The sequence below is a fragment of the Salmonella sp. 741265116_PST genome (genome assembly GCF_046567715.1).
In the GTDB taxonomy this organism is placed as follows: Bacteria; Pseudomonadota; Gammaproteobacteria; order Enterobacterales; family Enterobacteriaceae; genus Salmonella; species Salmonella enterica.
Map to the genome: position 1 here is coordinate 1 of NZ_JBKFPH010000030.1, position 20615 is coordinate 20615.

General features: G+C 52.8%; 24 protein-coding genes. 11 read left to right on the plus strand and 13 right to left on the minus strand.

The window, feature by feature from the left end:
• Together ACLD11_RS17795 and ACLD11_RS17800 are read left to right on the plus strand one after the other, a co-directional pair.
• Positions 1 to 115, plus strand: a 115-nt coding sequence (locus ACLD11_RS17795) for a hypothetical protein (RefSeq protein ID WP_411015208.1), incomplete at its 5' end; no start/stop codon positions are given.
• A 109-nt stretch (positions 116 to 224) separates the two neighbouring features.
• A complete protein-coding gene (locus ACLD11_RS17800; RefSeq protein ID WP_000018967.1) occupies positions 225 to 566 on the plus strand; it encodes a DUF1971 domain-containing protein in 342 nt (113 codons plus the stop codon).
• Between the two features lie 71 nt (positions 567 to 637).
• On the opposite strand, the gene ACLD11_RS17805 is transcribed toward ACLD11_RS17800, so the two are convergent.
• From ACLD11_RS17805 to ACLD11_RS17825, 5 genes are all read right to left on the minus strand, one after another.
• Positions 638 to 811 (minus strand): GnsA/GnsB family addiction module toxin, encoded by a 174-nt coding sequence (locus ACLD11_RS17805; RefSeq protein WP_001083583.1) that lies wholly within the window; start codon positions 809 to 811, stop codon positions 638 to 640.
• A gap of 191 nt (positions 812 to 1002) precedes the next feature.
• Positions 1003 to 1140, minus strand: coding sequence for a hypothetical protein (locus ACLD11_RS17810; protein ID WP_156010612.1), 138 nt, complete (start codon positions 1138 to 1140; stop codon positions 1003 to 1005).
• Between the two features lie 351 nt (positions 1141 to 1491).
• Positions 1492 to 1938, minus strand: a complete 447-nt coding sequence (locus ACLD11_RS17815) for a YcgN family cysteine cluster protein (protein WP_001285703.1) — start codon at positions 1936 to 1938, stop codon at positions 1492 to 1494.
• 92 nt (positions 1939 to 2030) lie between these two features.
• Positions 2031 to 2690 carry a fumarylacetoacetate hydrolase family protein gene (locus ACLD11_RS17820; protein WP_023196939.1) on the minus strand — a complete coding sequence of 220 codons (660 nt, stop codon included), beginning with the start codon at positions 2688 to 2690 and terminating at the stop codon, positions 2031 to 2033.
• 49 nt (positions 2691 to 2739) lie between these two features.
• On the minus strand, positions 2740 to 3033 hold the full coding sequence (locus tag ACLD11_RS17825) for a YcgL domain-containing protein (RefSeq protein ID WP_001537109.1): 294 nt from the start codon (positions 3031 to 3033) through the stop codon (positions 2740 to 2742).
• Positions 3034 to 3158: 125 nt separating this feature from the next.
• Between ACLD11_RS17825 and minC the strand changes: the two genes are divergently transcribed.
• Genes minC through minE form a run of 3 tightly spaced genes read left to right on the plus strand, consistent with a single transcriptional unit; the run spans position 3159 to position 4972 of the window.
• Entirely contained in the window at positions 3159 to 3866 is a 708-nt protein-coding gene (gene minC, locus ACLD11_RS17830; RefSeq protein WP_411011916.1) for a septum site-determining protein MinC, read from the plus strand.
• A 23-nt stretch (positions 3867 to 3889) separates the two neighbouring features.
• Positions 3890 to 4702, plus strand: a complete 813-nt coding sequence (minD, locus tag ACLD11_RS17835; protein WP_000101047.1) for a septum site-determining protein MinD — start codon at positions 3890 to 3892, stop codon at positions 4700 to 4702.
• A 3-nt stretch (positions 4703 to 4705) separates the two neighbouring features.
• Positions 4706 to 4972, plus strand: coding sequence for a cell division topological specificity factor MinE (minE, locus tag ACLD11_RS17840; protein WP_001185666.1), 267 nt, complete (start codon positions 4706 to 4708; stop codon positions 4970 to 4972).
• Positions 4973 to 5093: 121 nt separating this feature from the next.
• Here the strand turns inward: minE and rnd are convergent, their stop codons facing one another.
• The 5 genes from rnd to ACLD11_RS17865 form a co-directional block, all read right to left on the minus strand.
• Entirely contained in the window at positions 5094 to 6221 is a 1128-nt protein-coding gene (rnd, locus tag ACLD11_RS17845) for a ribonuclease D (RefSeq protein WP_001109128.1), read from the minus strand.
• A 72-nt stretch (positions 6222 to 6293) separates the two neighbouring features.
• Positions 6294 to 7979, minus strand: coding sequence for a long-chain-fatty-acid--CoA ligase FadD (fadD, locus tag ACLD11_RS17850; protein ID WP_000758418.1), 1686 nt, complete (start codon positions 7977 to 7979; stop codon positions 6294 to 6296).
• 204 nt (positions 7980 to 8183) lie between these two features.
• Positions 8184 to 8765, minus strand: a complete 582-nt coding sequence (locus tag ACLD11_RS17855; protein WP_000290594.1) for a Slp family lipoprotein — start codon at positions 8763 to 8765, stop codon at positions 8184 to 8186.
• A 71-nt stretch (positions 8766 to 8836) separates the two neighbouring features.
• Positions 8837 to 9532, minus strand: coding sequence for a tRNA (adenosine(37)-N6)-threonylcarbamoyltransferase complex dimerization subunit type 1 TsaB (tsaB, locus tag ACLD11_RS17860; RefSeq protein WP_183058887.1), 696 nt, complete (start codon positions 9530 to 9532; stop codon positions 8837 to 8839).
• Between the two features lie 57 nt (positions 9533 to 9589).
• Positions 9590 to 11500, minus strand: coding sequence for an ATP-dependent DNA helicase (locus ACLD11_RS17865; RefSeq protein WP_000128807.1), 1911 nt, complete (start codon positions 11498 to 11500; stop codon positions 9590 to 9592).
• A 130-nt stretch (positions 11501 to 11630) separates the two neighbouring features.
• Here ACLD11_RS17865 and ACLD11_RS17870 point away from each other — a divergent pair, with 130 nt between their 5' ends.
• Positions 11631 to 11975: a RidA family protein gene (locus ACLD11_RS17870; RefSeq protein WP_000029550.1), complete on the plus strand. Its 345-nt coding sequence runs from the start codon at positions 11631 to 11633 to the stop codon at positions 11973 to 11975.
• A gap of 5 nt (positions 11976 to 11980) precedes the next feature.
• Here the strand turns inward: ACLD11_RS17870 and ACLD11_RS17875 are convergent, their stop codons facing one another.
• Positions 11981 to 12160, minus strand: a complete 180-nt coding sequence (locus ACLD11_RS17875; protein ID WP_000457328.1) for a YoaH family protein — start codon at positions 12158 to 12160, stop codon at positions 11981 to 11983.
• An 80-nt stretch (positions 12161 to 12240) separates the two neighbouring features.
• Here ACLD11_RS17875 and pabB point away from each other — a divergent pair, with 80 nt between their 5' ends.
• The 4 genes from pabB to ACLD11_RS17895 all read left to right on the plus strand — a co-directional run bounded on the left by pabB (position 12241) and on the right by ACLD11_RS17895 (position 17554).
• Positions 12241 to 13605: an aminodeoxychorismate synthase component 1 gene (gene pabB, locus ACLD11_RS17880; RefSeq protein WP_411015198.1), complete on the plus strand. Its 1365-nt coding sequence runs from the start codon at positions 12241 to 12243 to the stop codon at positions 13603 to 13605.
• Between the two features lie 3 nt (positions 13606 to 13608).
• On the plus strand, positions 13609 to 14187 hold the full coding sequence (locus tag ACLD11_RS17885) for a CoA pyrophosphatase (protein ID WP_000381544.1): 579 nt from the start codon (positions 13609 to 13611) through the stop codon (positions 14185 to 14187).
• Positions 14188 to 14450: 263 nt separating this feature from the next.
• Positions 14451 to 15815 carry an L-serine ammonia-lyase gene (gene sdaA, locus ACLD11_RS17890; RefSeq protein WP_000624273.1) on the plus strand — a complete coding sequence of 455 codons (1365 nt, stop codon included), beginning with the start codon at positions 14451 to 14453 and terminating at the stop codon, positions 15813 to 15815.
• A 137-nt stretch (positions 15816 to 15952) separates the two neighbouring features.
• Positions 15953 to 17554 carry an EAL domain-containing protein gene (locus tag ACLD11_RS17895; protein WP_001192519.1) on the plus strand — a complete coding sequence of 534 codons (1602 nt, stop codon included), beginning with the start codon at positions 15953 to 15955 and terminating at the stop codon, positions 17552 to 17554.
• 21 nt (positions 17555 to 17575) lie between these two features.
• On the opposite strand, the gene yoaE is transcribed toward ACLD11_RS17895, so the two are convergent.
• Together yoaE and ACLD11_RS17905 are read right to left on the minus strand one after the other, a co-directional pair.
• Complete coding sequence (gene yoaE, locus ACLD11_RS17900; protein WP_000421815.1) at positions 17576 to 19135, minus strand: CNNM family cation transport protein YoaE; 1560 nt, start codon at positions 19133 to 19135, stop codon at positions 17576 to 17578.
• Positions 19123 to 19455, minus strand: coding sequence for a protein YoaL (locus tag ACLD11_RS17905; RefSeq protein ID WP_011233029.1), 333 nt, complete (start codon positions 19453 to 19455; stop codon positions 19123 to 19125). Before ACLD11_RS17905 ends, yoaE begins: the two co-directional genes overlap by 13 nt.
• A gap of 151 nt (positions 19456 to 19606) precedes the next feature.
• Here ACLD11_RS17905 and manX point away from each other — a divergent pair, with 151 nt between their 5' ends.
• Positions 19607 to 20575, plus strand: a complete 969-nt coding sequence (manX, locus tag ACLD11_RS17910) for a PTS mannose transporter subunit IIAB (protein WP_000150523.1) — start codon at positions 19607 to 19609, stop codon at positions 20573 to 20575.
• Positions 20576 to 20615 lie beyond the last annotated feature (40 nt).

Below are 20615 nucleotides of genomic sequence, written 5' to 3' on the forward strand. Positions count from 1 at the left end.
GGGGCAGATGGTGAAACTGCCGGGAAGAAGAGAAAGGTCCTTCCCGCGAGTGGTAAAGGAAAGGCCCTGGAAGTACCCAAAAGCGGATAAAAAAGCCAGTCAGTTGCTTAACTGACTGGCATTACTCCTTCGGGAGCGTTTTTTTTGCCCGAAGCGTTGTTTGCCAGTGATTAAAAGGTGTATATTAAATACATCTTTTAATCACCACATCAGGGAGATGTCTTATGTCCCACTTACGCATCCCGGCAAACTGGAAAGTTAAACGCTCTACCCCCTTTTTCACCAAAGAGAATGTTCCGGCGGCACTGCTCTCTCATCACAACACAGCAGCAGGCGTTTTCGGACAACTCTGCGTGATGGAAGGCACCGTGACCTACTATGGCTTTGCGAATGAAACCGCGACAGAACCCGAAGTGAAAGTGGTGATTAATGCCGGGCAATTCGCCACCAGTCCGCCGCAATACTGGCATCGGGTAGAGCTGAGCGATGATGCGCGGTTCAACATTCATTTTTGGGTAGAGGAAGACCATCAGGGCGAGGAAATGTATCAACAGAAAAAAGCCTGACATCGGTAAATCCGTCACCACTGGGCGGCGTCCCGCCCAGTAGCCAGGTGATTGACGGCGCTAATTAAACGCTAGAGTAGTTTAATTTTAACGTGGTATCCCTCAAGCCCTTTCATCGTTTCTCGCGGCACGAACTCTATTTCGGAAACCTCTTGCCCGGTTTTCTTCCGTAGTTCGGCGACCTTTTTGCTAATGAGTGCCGCGATTTCCTCTTCTGCTTTATGTGTCAACTCTTCGCTGTTCATTGATTTCCTCCTTTGAACTCGCAAACGGCTAAGCGCAATAAGACAGTGTCGTCATGGACGCGCTACTATTTTAACGTACAAAAAATTATAGGCTATCTTTCTGAGGATTATCAGGATGTTTCGCTTTAGAAGATGCAAAAAACCGCCTGGCACAGACGGTGCCTCAGGCGGTTGGTTAATAGCACAAGACGCTATCTACGAGGATCTTCAACCTCATTCTGGGTATCCGGGTCGAGAGGATCGTCTCCCTCTGGCGTATCCGGAATATTTTCACCAGGAAGCTGCTCATCCTCTGGTAATGGATCGACTAAATCAGGACGTTCAGACATAAAGCCTCCAACGAACCATAGTTATTAAAGATACCCTACAGCACTACTTTTGGTTTTTCTTTGGATTTTTTCCTTCGTCTTCGGGTGTCTTATCAGGCTTCCTGGGCTGATCCTTTGAAACGCGCAACGGTTGGTTATTCATGGGGTAACTCCTCAGGATAGGCAGCGATATACTGCTTTGAAAGTATAGAGTCGCCGCCATACGTGCGCGAGCGCAGCGACAAGGCGCGTCAGGGAAGAATAGAAGGCGGTGATAACGCCAGGTGACGGAATTTGCACGTAATTCCTGGTTTCAGGGGTCGCCCGGCGTAAATTAAAGAATTGTAAACAATCAGCCGTTTTGCCGAAGACTTATTCTGCCCACGACGGTTTATTTAAAATATGATCCTGCCAGTCCCGTACTTCAGATTCTTTAACCGCGATATGACGGACAGAAATTCGCTCGCCATGCATAGCGGCTTTCGATCCAGTCAGCAGCGGATGCCACGTCGGCAAGGGCTTACCTTCCGCCAACAAACGGTAGGCGCAGGTCATCGGCAACCATTCAAAGTCTGGCAAGTTTTCGCGAGTGAGTTTGATACAGTCGGGTTCAAATTCAAAACGGCGTTCATAATGACGGCACTGGCACGTTTTGATATTTAATTGCCTGCACGCCACGTTGGTGAAGTAGATTTCATCTGTATCTTCATCCATCAGCTTATGCAGGCAGCATTGACCGCAGCCATCGCACAGCGACTCCCACTCGGCATCGGTCATTTCATCCAGGGTTTTACGTTGCCAGAAAGGTGTATCGCTCATTAAAGTATCCGCCATTGCACTAAAGCTGCACCTTATAACCAGTCTGGCCTGCAGATGCAAGTTTTACCGCCGCTGAAGGCGGCAAGCAGATTTTACAGAACGCGGGTAGACAACGTTTCGCCATTAAAACGAATGTCCAGCTCATCGCCGCTTAATAATGGCCCCACGCCTGCCGGCGTGCCGGTTAGCACCACGTCCCCGGCTTTGAGCGTAAAATAGCGGCTCATATAGGCGATAAGAGGCACAATAGGATGAATCATATCCGCGGTCGACCCTTGCTGGCGAACCTCGCCATTAACGTTAAGTCCGATAAGCGTATTTTGCGGATCGCCGCAGAAGGCCGCGACAGGGATGAAGCCTGAAATCGGACATGCGTTATCAAAACCTTTGGCTTTTTCCCAGGGCTGTCCGGCCTTTTTCATTTTCCCTTGAATATCGCGCAGGGTTAAATCAAGCGCCACGCCATAACCGGCTATCGCTTTACGTACATGATCTTCGGTCGCCTGGCGGAGCGTTGCGCCAATCAGCACAGCAAGCTCAACTTCATGATGAACAGCGCCCATATCCGCCGGAATCGCCAGCGGCTGGCGAATATCACACAATGCGGTTTCCGGCTTGATAAAAAGCACGGGTTCTTCCGGCGTCGCGCTGCCCATCTCCTTGATGTGATTTGCGTAATTACTGCCCACGCAGACCACTTTACTTACCGGGTAATCAAGCAAGGCACCTTGCCAGTTACGATGTTGATACATATTTTCCCCTAAGATCATGATGGAATTCAGGCGCGGCGCCGAATACCGTTTAACGGTCAGCGTGCGACGTATTTTGTCCTACCGAAGAAAGATGTTGTTTCAGCAAATCTTCCGGCGGCGGCGGCAATTGTAAATAATAGCCCTGCTCGCTTAACGCCTGTTTTACTTTTTCGAGCTCGGCATTGACTAATTTTTTACGTCCATCAAGCGGCAGCATCATCGCTAACTGCGGCTGACCGAATCCTTTCATCAATGCTTCAGGCACCCGCGAAAAATCGTCTTTTTTTTCGACATACAAATAGGTTTGATCGCGCTTGCTACTTCTATAGATCACACAAAACATACTTTTACTCTGAATTAACGGGATGGTGACTTGCCTCAATATAATACTGACTATAACATGCCTTCTGGACTTCGGAATATCACTCCGTATCGGAGATGATAAATAGCAAATTGAGTAAGGCCAGGATGTCAAACACGCCAATCGAGCTTAAAGGCAGTAGCTTCACCTTATCAGTGGTTCATTTGCATGAAGCGGAACCAGAGGTTATTCGTCAGGCGTTAGAAGACAAAATAGCGCAGGCTCCTGCGTTTTTAAAACACGCCCCTGTCGTTATTAACGTTAGCGGTCTTGAAAGCCCGGTAAACTGGCCGGAACTGCATAAGATCGTGACCTCAACCGGCTTACGCATTATCGGCGTGAGCGGCTGTAAAGACGCCAGCCTGAAAGTAGAAATCGATCGGATGGGTCTTCCTTTACTGACTGAAGGTAAAGAGAAAGCGGTTCGGCCTGCGCCCGTTGAGCCGGCAACGCCCAGCAAACCGCCGCAAAACGCTAATCCCATCACAAAAACGCGATTAATTGATGTTCCGGTTCGTTCCGGTCAGCGCATTTATGCTCCACAATGTGATCTGATTGTTACAAGTCACGTCAGCGCTGGCGCAGAGCTTATCGCTGACGGCAATATCCATGTCTATGGCATGATGAGAGGTCGCGCGCTGGCAGGGGCGAGCGGCGATCGGGAAGCGCAAATTTTTTGTACCCATCTGACGGCAGAACTGGTCTCTATCGCAGGTGTTTACTGGCTGAGTGATAAAATCCCGGCAGAATTTTATGGCAAAGCGGCGCGCCTGCGTTTAGCAGACAACGCTTTGACAGTTCAACCGTTGAATTGATCCCTTTTTAACAAGGAATTTTTATGGCACGCATTATTGTTGTTACTTCGGGTAAAGGGGGCGTTGGCAAGACCACCTCCAGCGCGGCCATCGCTACAGGTTTGGCCCAGAAGGGAAAGAAAACTGTCGTCATTGATTTTGATATCGGACTGCGTAACCTCGATCTGATTATGGGGTGCGAACGTCGTGTCGTTTACGATTTTGTAAACGTCATTCAGGGCGATGCGACACTGAATCAGGCGCTGATCAAAGATAAGCGTACTGAAAATCTCTTCATTCTTCCGGCGTCGCAGACCCGGGATAAAGACGCGCTAACGCGCGAAGGCGTCGCTAAGGTACTGGACTCACTGAAAGCGATGGACTTTGAGTTCATCGTTTGCGACTCGCCGGCGGGTATCGAAACCGGGGCGCTGATGGCGCTCTATTTTGCCGATGAAGCGATCATTACGACCAACCCGGAAGTCTCTTCTGTCCGTGACTCGGACCGTATTCTGGGTATTCTGGCATCGAAATCTCGTCGCGCAGAAAATGGCGAAGAACCGATTAAAGAACATCTCCTGTTGACGCGCTACAATCCAGGCCGCGTAAATAAAGGCGACATGCTCAGCATGGAAGATGTACTGGAGATTCTGCGTATTAAACTCGTCGGGGTGATCCCGGAAGATCAATCCGTACTGCGCGCATCTAACCAGGGCGAACCGGTGATTCTTGACGCCACTGCGGATGCGGGTAAAGCCTATGCAGATACCGTAGATCGTCTGTTGGGAGAAGAACGTCCTTTCCGCTTCATTGAAGAAGAGAAGAAAGGTTTCCTCAAACGCCTGTTCGGAGGATAAATTATGGCATTACTGGATTTTTTTCTCTCGCGGAAAAAGAGTACCGCTAATATTGCAAAAGAGCGGTTGCAAATCATTGTCGCGGAACGTCGCCGTAGCGATGCCGAACCGCATTATTTACCGCAGTTACGTAAAGATATTCTTGAGGTCATTTGTAAATACGTACAAATCGATCCGGAAATGGTTACCGTCCAGCTTGAGCAAAAAGATGGTGATATCTCCATCCTTGAACTTAACGTAACGCTGCCGGAAGCCGAAGAGTCAAAATAAGCTCTTTTATGGGAAAATTCCTGGATTAAAAAAGGCAGATTCTTCTGCCTTTTTTATTTTTTTACATTATTCCGAATACGGACATTTATTTCACTGGCCGTTTTCCCGGCAATTACCGTCGTTAACGCGGATACTCCTGCAACAGAAGAGTTAACTTCTCCGCCATCAGTTCGGCACGCCAGCCGGAAATCAATTCCGGTTGCCCATTTTGCGGTTTTAATTTCCAGTGCCAGTTAAGCAACTGATTAATCTGCCGACGCGATGCCAGTAGCTCGCCGCTGACGTGATGCGACGCGCTCACCTCCGCCACCAGCGCTTTGATGGCCTTAAACGCTTTGCGATAGCCCGGCATGTCCATCAGATTCAACAGGGGTTCCGGCAATGCCTCTTCCGGTAACGCCTGTGCTTTCGCCACCAGCGATATCAACGTCTTGCCGTGAAAACGAATCTCGCTGCCGGAAAGCCCCAGGCTATCCAGCTCACCGAGACTGCCCGGCATATAACGCGCGACCGCCCACAGGTTTTCTTCACGCACAACAAAGTTCACCGCCATATCGCGCTCACGCGCCTTACGCAGCCGCCAGTCAGCTAAAAGTTGCAGACAGGCTAACTGGCGAGTACGCAGTTGCCAGGCATTGGTGATATCCCGCCATGCTTCTTCCGGCGCCTGAATCTCCTGACGACGCTGCTGCATCAATCGACATTCATCAAGCGCGGCAGGCAGCCATCCTGCGGCTTCAGTTTCAATCATCAGCTTTTTGGCGATCGGTAACAGATACCAGACATCCGCCGCCGCGTATTCACACTGACGTTCGCTTAAAGGCCGGGCTAACCAGTCGGTACGCGACTCGCTTTTATCCAGCGCCACGCCCGTATACTCTTCTACCATCGACGCAAACCCCCACGACAGCGGACGCCCGCAAAACGCCGCCAGAATTTGCGTATCAATCAGGGGTTCCGGCAGTTCGCCAAACGCATTCAGAAATACTTCCAGATCTTCGCTACCCGCGTGCAGAAATTTGGTGATTCCCGTATCGCGCAGCACCGCTTTTAACGGCGACCAGTCGCTGATGCCGAGCGGATCGATCAGGGCGACATTTGCCCCGTCAAATAACTGGATCAACCCTAACTGCGGGTAATAGGTGCGGGTACGGACAAATTCCGTATCTAAAGCAATAGCCGGACATGCGCGGACAGCCTCACACAGGCTCGCCAGCGCATCGTCCGTTTCAATCATTTGGTAATTCAAATCGTGTTCTCTTTGGTTCGCGCCAAAAAAAACGCCGGCTTAACCGGCGTCTCTCGTTAGCTGACTTAACGCTCAGGCTTTATTGTCTACTTTGCCACGGGCTTCGTCACGCAGTTCTCGTCGTAAAATTTTCCCAACGTTAGATTTTGGTAATTCCTCGCGAAACTCGACCTGTTTGGGCACCTTATATCCGGTCAGATGGCGACGGCAGAAGGTGATCAACGCATCGTCAGTCAATGCCGGATCTTTCTTAACCACAAAAAGCTTCACCGCTTCGCCGCTACTACCGGAAGGCACGCCAACCGCCGCGACTTCCTGCACGCCAGAATGCTGCATCACCACATCTTCAATTTCGTTTGGATAAACGTTGAAACCAGAAACCAGAATCATATCTTTCTTACGATCGACAATCCGCAGAAAGCCGTCTTCATCCATAACCGCAATATCGCCCGTATGCAGCCAGCCATCTTTAATGATTTCATCCGTCGCGTCAGGACGCTGCCAGTATCCCAGCATAACCTGCGGGCCTTTCACGCAAAGCTCTCCGGCCTCACCCGGCGCGACTTCGTTATCATCGTCATCCACCAGTTTGGCTTCTGTTGACGGTACTGGCAGGCCGATACTGCCGCTGTGATAATCAATATCATGCGGGTTGACGCTCACCAGCGGGGCGCACTCGGTCAGCCCGTAGCCTTCCAGCAGGTATTGCCCGGTCAGCTTTACCCAACGTTCCGCAACGACGTTTTGCACCGGCATCCCGCCGCCGGCTGACAGATGCAGCGAAGAAAAATCCAACTGCTGAAACTCTTTATTATTGAGCAGGGCGTTGAATAGCGTATTAACGCCAGTCATCGCCGTAAATGGATATTTCGCCAGCTCCTTGACCAGGCCGGGGATATCACGCGGATTGGTAATCAGCAGGTTTTGCCCACCCAGCTCGATAAAAAGCAGACAGTTCATGGTTAAGGCAAAAATGTGATACAGCGGCAGCGCGGTCACTACCAGCTCTTTCCCCGGGTGCAGCAGCGGCCCATAGGTCGCTTTCACCTGCTCCAGATTCGCCAGCATATTGCGGTGGGTCAACATCGCGCCTTTCGCCACGCCCGTCGTACCGCCGGTATATTGCAGGAAAGCCAGATCTTCAGCGACAACCTCGGGTTTGACATACTGCATACGGTAGCCATGCTGTAGCGCGCTACGAAACGAGATCGCATCTGGCAAGTGGTATTTTGGCACCAGACGCTTGATGTATTTCACGACAAAGTTAACAACCGTACCTTTGGCGGTAGAAAGCTGGTCGCCCATCCGCGTCAGAATAACGTGCTGTACCGACGTTTTCTCGACTACTTTTTCCAGCGTATGGGCAAAGTTAGAAACAATAATGATTGCCGCCGCGCCGCTATCGTTAAGCTGATGCTCAAGTTCGCGCGGCGTGTAAAGCGGGTTAACGTTCACCACAATCATGCCGGCGCGTAAAATACCAAATAGCGCGACGGGATACTGCAACAGGTTTGGCATCATCAGCGCCACACGGTCGCCTTTTTTGAGTCCCAGCCCTTGTTGTAAATAAGCCGCAAATGCCCGACTACGTTCTTCTAATTTGCGGAAGGTCATTACCTCCCCCATATTGACGAACGCAGGCTGATCGGCATAGCGCGTCGCCGCATGTTCAAACAGTTCAACCAGGGATTGATAACGGTCAGGGTTGATCTCCGCCGGAACATCAGCAGGATAACGGTTAAGCCAAACCTTCTTCAATGCATCACCTCTAAAATGAGTGTTCGTCGTCATCACAACCCCAGTTAATAAACAAGTCGTTAACATTATATTAACTCAGCGTACCAGTTTATTAATTACACAACTGAAAGGTTGCGAAGCGCGTCACTATTTATTTTTATTATGTCTCTATGAATGCAGAAACAGCGGACCAGCCGCTGTTTCTTTTATTGATAAAACAAAGAGTTACTCTGTTACTATCGTCTGAACCTCTGCGGGCCCAGGGTTATACCATCCCCAACCGCCATAGCCATAAGGCCAGGCGCGTCCGCCGTAAAACCACGGATCGATCGGCTGTGGAGGCATGACGACCTGCTGAACAAGATGCCAGCGTTTATAGCCGGTAGCCTGCATCAGCATAAATTTATACGGCGTATTGCCGATTTTACCGTCAACCGTGCCGGTTATCGGGCCGACAACGGTCACTAACTGGCCACGGAAGTCCACCGGGTCCAGAAAACCGTTCACATCGGCAAAAATTCTGCCGCGCGAGGCTTCGCCCAGAACAGGACGCGCGCCGCTGTCGAGCGGTACGGTCGCGATTTCAAGCCGGGTTTTTCCCTGCTGATTTTGTACCGCCACAACTTTGCCGCCGAAACGCGCCTCTTGCCCGATATAGAGCTGCGGCGCATTCATCACCCGCACCAAATCCTGCTGCGGCGTCGGACTCGAACCTTTAATGGCATCCGGGATAGTCACGCAACCGCTCAGCATAAGCGCAAAAGCGCACGCCAGCGCCCCTTTTATTAACCGTTTTTGAACCGCCATGATGCGACTCCTTTTTCTCGACCTCTATTCCACCCCACAGCATAAAGTATGGGGGGTAATAGTAGTGAGAGTCATTCTTTGCCGGGAAGTTTCTTCCACGCCACTTCGTTACGCAAATAAACCGGCTCGGCATGTTCCACGGCAACGGTCTCTCCTGCCGCCAGCTTTTGACTGGCGATGGGCAACATATCTTCCGCTGCCGGGAGCGACACCTCCCCATCATGAAGCGTCAGGCCGCACTCCTTCGCCAGATCGGGCCAGGCGGACCAACCCGTTCCTACCGTCGCCCACTCGCCGGAAAGCTGTTTCAACCGCTCGCCGACCCGTTCCGGTTTCAGCACTGCTTCCGTCTCTTCGCCCCGCCAGACGCCCTGCGCATCACGCTGGTATTCCGCCCAGTACACTTCACCCATCCGCGCGTCAATCGCAGCGAGTACGCGGGTCGCGCCGGTTTTACGCCATGCGCCCTGCGCCATCGTGGCAAGCGTCGAAACACCGATCATCGGCAGATTTGCCCCTAACGCCAGCCCTTGCGCAATACCAATGCCGATACGCACACCGGTAAAGCTGCCCGGACCGCGCCCAAACGCCAGCGCATCTATCTCATTGAGCGAGACGCCGCTGGCGGCCAGAATCTCCTGCACCATGGGCAGGATACGTTGAGTGTGTTCTCGTGGACAAAGCTCAAAGTGAGCATTGATAGTACCGTTGTTCCACAGGGCGACAGAACAGGCCTCTGTGGCGGTATCGATAGCCAGAATTCGCATGAGGTTTCGTGCTTAGATCAATAAAATAGCGCGCATCTTACCATACTCCGTAACAAATTACTCGGCGGATGGAATCGCAAGAAAGCGAACGGCACGGGCGATATCACGCGTGCGCGGCGCAGGAGGCAGGCTGGCGAGAAACGTGGCGCCATAGGGCCGCATCACCAGCCGGTTATCACAAATCACTAACACCCCGCGATCGTCCGCATCGCGAATCAGACGCCCTACTCCCTGCTTCAGCGTAATCACCGCGTCGGGCAGTTGAACCTCATCAAACGGATCGCCACCGCGCAAACGACAGTCTTCCATTCGCGCTTTTAACAGCGGGTCGTCCGGGGAAGTAAACGGCAATTTGTCGATAATCACCAACGATAACGTATCGCCGCGCACGTCCACCCCTTCCCAGAAGCTGCTGGTGGCGACGAGCAGCGCGTTGCCGGCGCTAACAAATTGCTGTAACAGTTGGCCTTTACTGGTTTCCCCTTGCAACAATACCGGCAGCGTCATGGTGGCGCGAAACTGCTCCGCCAGATCGCGCATCATGGCGTGCGAGGTGCACAGCATAAAACATCGCCCGTTATTGGCTTCGATAATCGGCCTGAGCATAGCCGCCAACTGTCGCGCCGCGCCGGGCTGGTTGGTTTGCGGTAGGTTACGCGGTACGCAGAGTAACGCCTGGCGCGTATAATCGAATGGGCTGGGCAGCAGCATGGATTCTGCCTGTTCAATTCCCAGACGGGCGGTAAAGTGGTGAAGATCATCATTTACCGACAACGTGGCCGAGGTAAAAATCCAGCTACCTGGCTTCTGTTCCATCACCTCTTTGAATTTGTCCGCCACGGTGAGCGGCGTCAGCGCCAGGGTGAAATGGCGCGAGGTGCACTCATACCAGTAGCTGTATCCCGGCTGATTGATCTCTTTTAAGCGTTTCAGCCGTGAACGGTATAGCGTGGCGCGTTCAAAAGCCGCATCCAGCAGCGCCGAACGGCCCAGCGACAGTTTCGCCACGTCGTAACAAAGCTCCAGCGTATCATCCAGCAGTAAAAATGCCCGTTGGATACGTGAGTCGGCTAACAGTTCACGCAAATTTCCCCGGTAGCCGGGCTCCCCCAGTTGCAGACGAAAATCCTGGGCGCTCTGGGCAAGGCGATCGGCGCATTTTTGCAACTGTTGAGTGTCTTTCAGTTCCGTTCGGTAGGCGATGGTGATGTCTTTTGCTAAATCCAGCAACTGACGGCTGGAGAGCGATTGTCCGAAATACTGGCTGGCGATATCAGGCAGTTGGTGGGCTTCATCGAAGATCATTACTTCAGCCTGAGGGATAAGTTCGCCAAACCCGCTCTCTTTAACCACCATATCCGCAAGAAAAAGGTGGTGGTTTACAATCACCACATCCGCGTCCATCGCCTTTTTACGCGCTTTCACCACAAAGCACTCTTTGTAGAGCGGGCAATCGCTGCCAAGGCAGTTGTCGTTGGTGCTGGTGACCAACGGCCAGGCCTGGGAATCCTCCGCCACGCTGACGCAGGTGCTGATATCGCCATCCCGCGTCTGATTTGACCAGGAGCGCAGCAATATCACGTCGCTTAACGTTTGTACCGGTAAATCGCCGCCCGCCAGCGCTTGTTGTTCCAGACGCTCCAGGCAGAGGTAGTTTGAACGTCCTTTCAACAGGGCCGTCTTACCGGTAAACGCCAACGCTTTTGCTACCGTCGGCAGATCGCGGCTGTAGAGTTGATCCTGCAACGCTTTCGACCCGGTCGAAATAATGACTTTTTTCCCGGCGCGCAACGCCGGAGCGAGGTAAGCATAGGTCTTCCCGGTTCCGGTGCCGGCTTCAACAACCAGAGGCTGCGCATTTTCAATCGCTTGTGTCACGGCAACCGCCATTTGTCGCTGTGGTTCGCGCGGTTTAAAGCCGGTTATCGCTTTGGCCAGTTGGCCATCTGCTGCAAAATCGTCCGTCACACTGCCCCCTGTTAATTTACACAGGGATTATGTCAGGGTAGAAAGGCTTACGCCAGTTACAGAGGTGACGGCGGCGCCACATTGTGGCAGTCTTGAGCCATTCAAATGGAAAGCAAATGAGGAATAAGTAATGTCTATCGTGCGTATTGATGCCGAAGATCGTTGGTCAGACGTGGTGATTTACAATAATACGCTGTGGTATACCGGCGTGCCGGAAAACCTGGACGCCGATGCTTTTGAGCAAACGGCGAATACTCTGGCGCAAATTGATGCGGTGCTGGAAAAACAGGGCTCCAGTAAGTCACGTATTCTGGATGCCACTATTTTCCTGAGCGATAAAGCGGATTTTGCCGCCATGAATAAGGCGTGGGATGCGTGGGTCGTCGCAGGCCATGCGCCGGTACGCTGTACCGTACAGGCCGGGTTGATGAATCCGAAATATAAAGTTGAGATTAAGATTGTCGCGGCGGTATAAGCCGGTTATTCGTCTTCATCCTCAAAACGCGCCACTATCCGTTCGCCGGTATGGTTGGCGCGAAGTTCGCCCGCCACCTGGGCAATCGCTTCTCCGCTACTCATACCTTGCGACATCAATTCCTGGATACGTTCTACGGCTTTTTGCTGTTGTTCATGACTGAGTGAAGGTAAACCTGCAAACATGATTAACTCCTGCTAAATTGTTAGCGCTAATTATTTCACGCTACCCGGCGGTAAGCCAGTAGTGTTGTAACGAGTCAGGAATGATGAAGACGTTATCTCCCACTGTTATCACCTTACCCTGGCGTCCGGACGCCGCTGAACACTATTTTGCGCCCGTAAACCATTTGCCCTGGGCGATGCTGCTGCATTCAGGTGATGCTATTCATCCCTATAACCGTTTTGATATTCTGGTCGCCGAACCTGTCACCACACTGACCACGCGCGCGCAGGAAACCACGGTATGTACTGCGCGCACGACCACCGTCACTCTCGACGATCCGTCACACGTTTTGCAGACTCAACTGGAGGCGCTGCCTTTTCATCCTCAGCCTGACCCTGACTTACCCTTTCAGGGCGGCGCGCTGGGACTGTTTGGTTACGATTTAGGACGGCGTTTCGAAATTCTGCCCGATACTGCTGCGCGCGATATCGCTTTACCCGATATGGCGATTGGCCTTTACGACTGGGCGCTGATTGTCGATCACCATACACAGGTAGTGTCGCTGATAAGCTATCACGATGCAGACGCCCGATATCGCTGGCTCACCAGCCAGCGCGCGCCGACCCGAACGCCCTTCAGGCTTACCTCGGCCTGGCAATCCAATATGACGCGTTGCGAGTATGGCGAAAAGTTTCGTCAGGTGCAGGCCTGGCTGCACAGCGGGGACTGCTATCAGGTCAATCTTTCCCAGCGTTTTCAGGCGAGCTACGAGGGTGATGAGTGGCAGGCTTTCGAACGCCTTAACCGCGCAAATCGCGCCCCGTTCAGCGCCTTTCTTCGTTTACATGACGGCGCCATATTGAGCCTTTCTCCCGAGCGTTTTATCCAACTGGAGAACGGTCATATCCAGACGCGCCCGATCAAAGGTACGCTTCCACGGCTTAACGATCCGCAGGCGGATCGTCAGCAGGCGCAGAAACTGGCCAACTCAATGAAAGATCGCGCCGAAAATTTGATGATCGTCGATTTGATGCGTAACGACATTGGCCGGGTCGCCGTGCCGGGTTCGGTGAAAGTGCCGGAACTGTTCGTCGTCGAACCATTTCCTGCCGTTCACCATCTGGTTAGCACCATTACCGCCCGTTTACCGGACTCGCTTCATGCCACCGATCTGCTGCGCGCGGCTTTCCCCGGCGGCTCCATTACCGGCGCGCCTAAAGTGCGGGCGATGGAAATTATCGACGAACTGGAGCCGCAGCGACGCAACGCCTGGTGCGGTAGCATCGGTTATCTGAGTTTCTGCGGCAGGATGGATACCAGTATTACTATCCGCACCGTCACGGCAACGCAGGGCCAACTCTATTGCTCAGCCGGCGGCGGTATCGTGGCCGATAGCAAGGAAGAAGCGGAATATCAGGAAACTTTTGATAAAGTTAATCGTATCCTGCACCCACTGGAGAACTAATACGTGGATACCAGCCGTCTGACGCTCGATCATTTCTTATCGCGCTTTCAGCTTTTGCGCCCGCAGATGACTCATGAAACGTTGAATCAACGTCAGGCCGCCGTACTGATCCCTGTGGTTCGCCGCCCCCAACCGGGGCTGCTGTTGACCCAGCGGGCTATTCATTTGCGCAAACACGCCGGACAGGTCGCCTTTCCCGGCGGGGCCGTGGACAGTACCGATGCTTCGCTTATCGCCGCAGCGCTTCGCGAAGCGCAGGAGGAAGTCGCCATCCCGCCGCAAGCCGTGGAAGTGATTGGCGTTTTACCGCCGGTAGACAGCGTGACCGGTTTTCAGGTCACCCCGGTGGTCGGCATTATTCCGCCAAATCTCCCCTGGCGCGCCAGTGAAGACGAAGTGTCTGCGGTGTTTGAAATGCCGCTGGCGCAAGCGTTGCAACTGGGTCGATATCACCCGCTTGATGTTTACCGTCGCGGCAATTCGCACCGCGTATGGCTCTCCTGGTATGAGCATTATTTCGTCTGGGGCATGACCGCAAACATTCTTCGTGAGCTGGCGCTGCAAATCGGCGTAAAGCCCTGACTGTACACAACGCCATTCACGTTGCCTCAAGGCGGTAACAATCGCCTCCCCCAAAGAGGCAGCCTGAAGGGCAACGTGTATATACTTAACTTTACGCGCGCAAGACACGACTTGAGATTACTGTCGCAATATTAGTAAAAACGCGGTTATTCATTAGTTTAATTCATGTGAATAGTTAAGCTGATGCCAGCGTTCCCTCTTACACTATGCGCAGTTATAACATCGTAACCGGAAGCCCCGGTTGCCCTGTCAGGAGTATTATCGTGATTAGCCTATTCGACATGTTTAAGGTAGGGATTGGTCCCTCCTCTTCCCACACTGTTGGCCCGATGAAAGCCGGTAAACAGTTCGTCGATGACCTGGTCGAAAAAGGATTACTGGATAACGTTACCCGCGTCGCTGTCGATGTCTACGGCTCGCTGTCGCTGACGGGGAAAGGTCACCATACCGATATCGCCATTATTATGGGTCTGGCGGGTAATGAACCCGCTACCGTGGATATTGATAGTATCCCCGGTTTTATTCGCGACGTCGAAACGCGCGAGCGTCTGTTACTGGCCCAGGGACGTCACGAAGTCGACTTCCCGAAAGATGACGGAATGCGTTTTCACAACGGCAATTTGCCGCTGCATGAAAACGGGATGCAGATCCACGCCTGGCATGACGACACGGTCATTTATAGCAAGACGTACTATTCCATCGGCGGCGGCTTTATCGTTGATGAAGCGCATTTCGGCCAGGAAGCGACGAATGAGGTTACTGTACCTTATCCGTTTAAATCGGCGAAAGAAATGCTGGAGTATTGCAACAGCACCGGCCTTTCACTCTCCGGCATGGTGATGCAAAACGAACTGGCGCTGCATAGCAAGAAAGAGATTGAAGAGTATTTCGGTCACGTCTGGCAAACCATGCAGGCCTGTATTGATCGCGGTATGAATACCGAAGGCGTTCTGCCGGGGCCGCTGCGCGTACCGCGTCGCGCCTCCGCGCTGCGTCGTATGCTGGTTTCCAGCGATAAGCTTTCCAACGATCCGATGAACGTCATTGACTGGGTGAACATGTTTGCTCTGGCGGTGAACGAAGAGAACGCCGCAGGCGGCCGCGTCGTGACGGCGCCAACCAATGGCGCGTGCGGCATCGTTCCTGCGGTACTGGCTTACTACGACCATTTTATTGAATCAGTCAGCCCGGATATTTACACCCGCTACTTCCTGGCGGCAGGCGCTATTGGCGCGCTGTATAAGATGAACGCGTCTATTTCCGGCGCGGAAGTCGGCTGTCAGGGTGAGGTCGGGGTCGCCTGTTCGATGGCGGCGGCAGGCCTTGCTGAACTGTTGGGCGCCAGCCCGGAACAGGTTTGCGTTGCCGCTGAAATCGGCATGGAGCATAACCTGGGGCTGACCTGCGACCCGGTTGCCGGTCAGGTGCAGGTGCCGTGTATCGAGCGTAACGCCATTGCTTCGGTTAAAGCGATCAACGCTGCGCGTATGGCCATGCGTCGAACCAGCGCGCCGCGCGTCTCGTTGGATAAAGTCATCGAAACGATGTACGAGACCGGAAAAGACATGAACGCCAAATACCGCGAAACGTCGCGCGGCGGGCTGGCCATTAAAGTCCAGTGTGATTAAACGCCGTTTCCCCTCCCTTCGCCCATCTGCTACGGATGGGCGAAATTTTTATCTCTTCCTCGTCGACTCCACGTTTCCCCACTACACTTGCTGTGTCGCGGTTGGCTTTTGTCGCCAACGCTTATTGGGCGGCCCGCATGCAAACAGCACAACGGATCATCAATCATTATCGCCGTAATCGTTTCATTGTTTGCACGATTTGTGCACTGGTCACGCTCATTCTTACGCTGAGCATCCGATTTATTTCGGAGCGGAACTTAAATCACCATCGCACGGTTGCATTCGCGAATCATGCCGTTGATGCGCTGGATAATGTGCTGCATCCTCTCCTGGTCGGACGAAACATACTGCTACCCTTACTTGAGCTTCCGTGCGCGACCGCGCATTTGCCGTTGCGTAAGCAAGCCGCCCGCCTGCAAACCATTCGTTCTATCGGGCTGGTAAAAGAGGGAATTCTCTACTGCTCAAGCATTTTTGGCGCCCGTAACACTCCCATACGCCAGCTTCAGCCCGATCTTCCCGCAGCTGGCGATCTGCTGCTACTTTCCACGGACCAATCGTTACTCAAGGGAAGCCCGATCCTCATTCAGTGGTATCCCGCCTCTGCCGATGGCCAGGATGGCGTGATGGAAATTGTGAATATTGACTTGCTGGCGACTATGCTACTTGAGCCGCAGCAGCCGCAAATTACCAGCGCCAGCCTGACGGTCGGCAAACGGCACCTGTTATATGGTCGGGGCGTGGTCGATACTCTTCCGGAATTAAAAAAAGATGAAGAGCGTTACCAGCTTTCATCGCGGCATTTCCCTTTTACTATCAGCGTCAGCGGGCCGTCGGCAGGCGTACTGGCGTTCAAACATCTCCCGACGCAGTTACCGCTGGCCGTATTGCTTAGCCTGTTGATCGGTTATATCGCCTGGCTGGCAACGGCCAGCAGAATGAGCTTTTCCTGGGAGATTAATCTGGCCCTTGCCGAACGGGAGTTTGAGCTATTTTGTCAGCCGTTGCTTAATGCCCGCACGCAGCAGTGTACCGGCGTTGAGATCCTGTTACGCTGGAACAACCCACGCCAGGGCTGGATCTCTCCGGATGTTTTTATTCCTATCGCCGAAGAGCATAACCTGATAGCGCCGCTGACCCGCTATGTGATTGCGGAAACCATTCGGCAGCGGCACTACTTCCCCATCAACCATCAGTTTCATATCGGCATCAATGTGGCGGCAAGCCATTTCCGACACGGCGTGCTTCTCAAGGATCTTAATCAGTACTGGTTTAGTGCGGAACCTGTTCAGCAACTGGTGCTGGAGCTCACGGAACGCGACGCGTTGCTTGACGTTGATTACCGCCTGATGCGCGAGCTGCATCGTAAAGGCGTGAAGTTAGCCATCGATGATTTTGGCACAGGAAACAGCTCGCTCTCCTGGTTGGAAAAACTGCGGCCGGATATTTTGAAAATCGATAAATCCTTCACCGCCGCCATCGGTACCGATGCGGTCAATTCAACGGTGACCGATATTATTATCGCGCTGGGGCAGAGACTGAATATTGAACTGGTTGCGGAAGGGGTCGAAAACCAGACACAGGCACAGCATTTGCGCCAGCATGGTGTGCAAATGTTACAGGGCTATCTCTATGCGAAGCCGATGCCCATTAGCGAATTTCCACAGTGGCTGGCGGGCAGCGCGCCGCCGCCCGCCCGGCATAACGGACAGATTATGTCCGCGATGCCGCATCTATAGACTTGATTCCTGCGTGTGACGTTATTCCTCTTCGTCGTGGGCAGGCTGTTCTTTAACAATCCGAACCAGATCGACACGATAGTCGTTGGCCTCGACAATGGTGATCCGCAGTGGCGGAACATCAATGACATCGCCTACACGAGGAATATGGCCATTAGCGGCGATCACTAACCCCGCGACCGTCGCAATATCGCCCTCTTCGTTCACCAGATGGTCAACTTCCAGCGCCTGCTGTAGCGCATGGAGATCGGTGCCGCCCTTCACTATCCAGCCCTCGGCATCGGCAACGATTTCCGGCGTTTCATCGGCATCCGGGAACTCACCGGCAATCGCTTCCAGCACATCCAGCGGCGTAACCAGCCCCTGCACCACGCCGAACTCGTTAGTGACGATAACGAAACTGCCGCGCGCGCGACGCAAAACGCCTAACAGATTGATAGGGTCAAGCGTTTCCGGCACCACTATCGCCGGGGAAGACGCGGCGATAGCCGCAACGTCCGCGCCCTCTTCCAGCGCCACCAGCAACTCTTTCGCCCGAACGATACCGATAATTTCATCCAGCTCGCCCCGACATACCGGGAACAGGCTATGCGGAGAAGAGAGTAACTGCTGACGGATTTCAGCTACGCTGAGATTCGCATCCACCCAACTAATTTCGCCTCGCGGCGTCATAATGCCGCGCAGGGAGCGCGACGCCAGAGTCAGTACGCCGTTAATCATGTAGCGTTCTTCTTCGGCGAAGGCGCCTTCCGACACCGATATCGCGGCCGGGCTATCCGTCTCATGTTGCGTACTCGCCTGGCGTTTACCGCCCATCAGACGCAGGATAGCGTCCGCAGTACGCGCGCGCAGCGGCAACGTGGACTGATGACGAATAAAGTTGCGGCGCGCAATCTGGTTAAACACCTCGATAACGATCGAGAAACCAATTGCCGCGTACAGGTAGCCTTTCGGAATATGGAAACCAAACCCTTCCGCCACCAGGCTCAAGCCGATCATCAGCAGGAAACTCAGACAGAGCACCACTACCGTCGGATGCTGATTGACAAAACGGGTCAGCGGTTTTGACGCCAGTAGCATCACCGCCATCGCAATCACCACCGCCGCCATCATAACCGGCAGATGGTTTACCATACCTACCGCCGTAATCACGGCGTCCAGCGAGAAGACCGCATCCAGGATGACAATCTGCGTGACTACCACCCAGAAGCTCGCATAGCCTTTACCGTGTCCGGTGTCATGCTCGCGGTTTTCCAGACGTTCATGCAGCTCGGTGGTCGCTTTAAACAGCAGGAATATACCGCCCAGCAGCATAATTAAATCGCGGCCGGAGAAGGTAAAATCCCAGACGGTAAAGAGCGGCTTTGTTAAGGTCACCAGCCACGAAATAATGGACAGCAGCGCCAGACGCATAATCAGCGCCAGCGAGAGCCCGATAAGACGCGCTTTGTCACGCTGCTTTGGCGGCAATTTATCGGCGAGGATCGCGATAAAGACCAGGTTATCGATACCCAGGACAATTTCCAGGACGACGAGCGTGAGTAAACCCACCCAAATTGAGGGATCCATTAATAATTCCATGACAAGCTCCTGCTTAAGGAATGACTAAACGGCGCCCACAACATCTCAAAGGATGCAGGCGGTAACGCAATAAACAAAGTAAGGCTATGGCAAGATATGCCAGATTGACAGGCGCAAAACGGCCAAAGAGTGAAATGACGTCGGTGACGATCCATACAACGGGCTGCTGCCCTATACCCCATTCTAATTAAACGGAAGCTAAACATAACAGAGACAACTGGTTTTTGGCAAAGATTTACCTTCCTTTGCAAAGAGATGTAACCGGGATATTTTACACTTCGAAATTTCTCATTATCGAAAACAAAATTACGGATCTCCATCACACAAAATATTTTTTTCGATATCTAAAATAATTCACGAAAATCATGCGTTTTTCGTTGTAACCCTCATCTGAATCGATTCGCTTGCGGACGGCGATTCAAAAATACATCTGTCAAGTTGATGTGTTGACAATAATAAAGGAGGTAGCAAGTGACCATTGCTATTGTTATAGGCACACATGGTTGGGCTGCAGAGCAGTTACTTAAAACAGCCGAAATGCTGTTAGGCGAGCAGGAAAACGTCGGCTGGATCGATTTCGTTCCAGGCGAAAATGCCGAAACGCTGATCGAAAAGTACAACGCTCAGTTGGCTAAACTCGATACCAGTAAAGGCGTGCTATTTCTCGTTGATACATGGGGAGGCAGTCCGTTTAATGCTGCCAGCCGCATTGTCGTCGATAAAGAGCGCTATGAAGTTATTGCCGGCGTCAACATCCCGATGCTGGTCGAAACGTTTATGGCCCGTGACGACGATCCGAGCTTTGACGAGCTGGTCGCACTGGCGGTAGAAACCGGTCGTGAAGGCGTAAAAGCGCTGAAAGCGAAACCGGTAGAAAAAGCCGCGCCAGCGCCAGTCGCCGCCGCGCCAAAAGCGGCCACGCCGGCAAAACCGATGGGCCCGAATGATTATATGGTTATCGGGCTTGCCCGTATTGATGACCGCCTCATTCACGGTCAGGTCGCTACCCGCTGGACCAAAGAGACCAATGTCAGCCGTATTATTGTTGTGAGCGATGAAGTCGCGGCGGATACCGTTCGTAAAACGCTGCTGACGCAAGTTGCGCCGCCGGGCGTTACGGCGCATGTGGTTGACGTCGCGAAGATGATTCGCGTCTACAATAACCCGAAATACGCCGGTGAACGCGTGATGCTTCTGTTTACCAATCCTACCGACGTCGAGCGCATCGTTGAGGGCGGCGTGAAAGTCACTTCCGTGAACATTGGCGGTATGGCCTATCGTCAAGGTAAAACGCAGGTGAACAACGCCGTTTCCGTCGATGAAAAGGATATCGAAGCCTTTAAAAAGCTCAACGAGCGCGGCATCGAGCTTGAGGTGCGTAAAGTTTCCACCGATCCGAAACTGAAAATGATGGATTTAATTGCCAAAGTGGCGAAATAACCGCCGGCATTTAATTAGCTTTCACACTTAAGATAGCAAT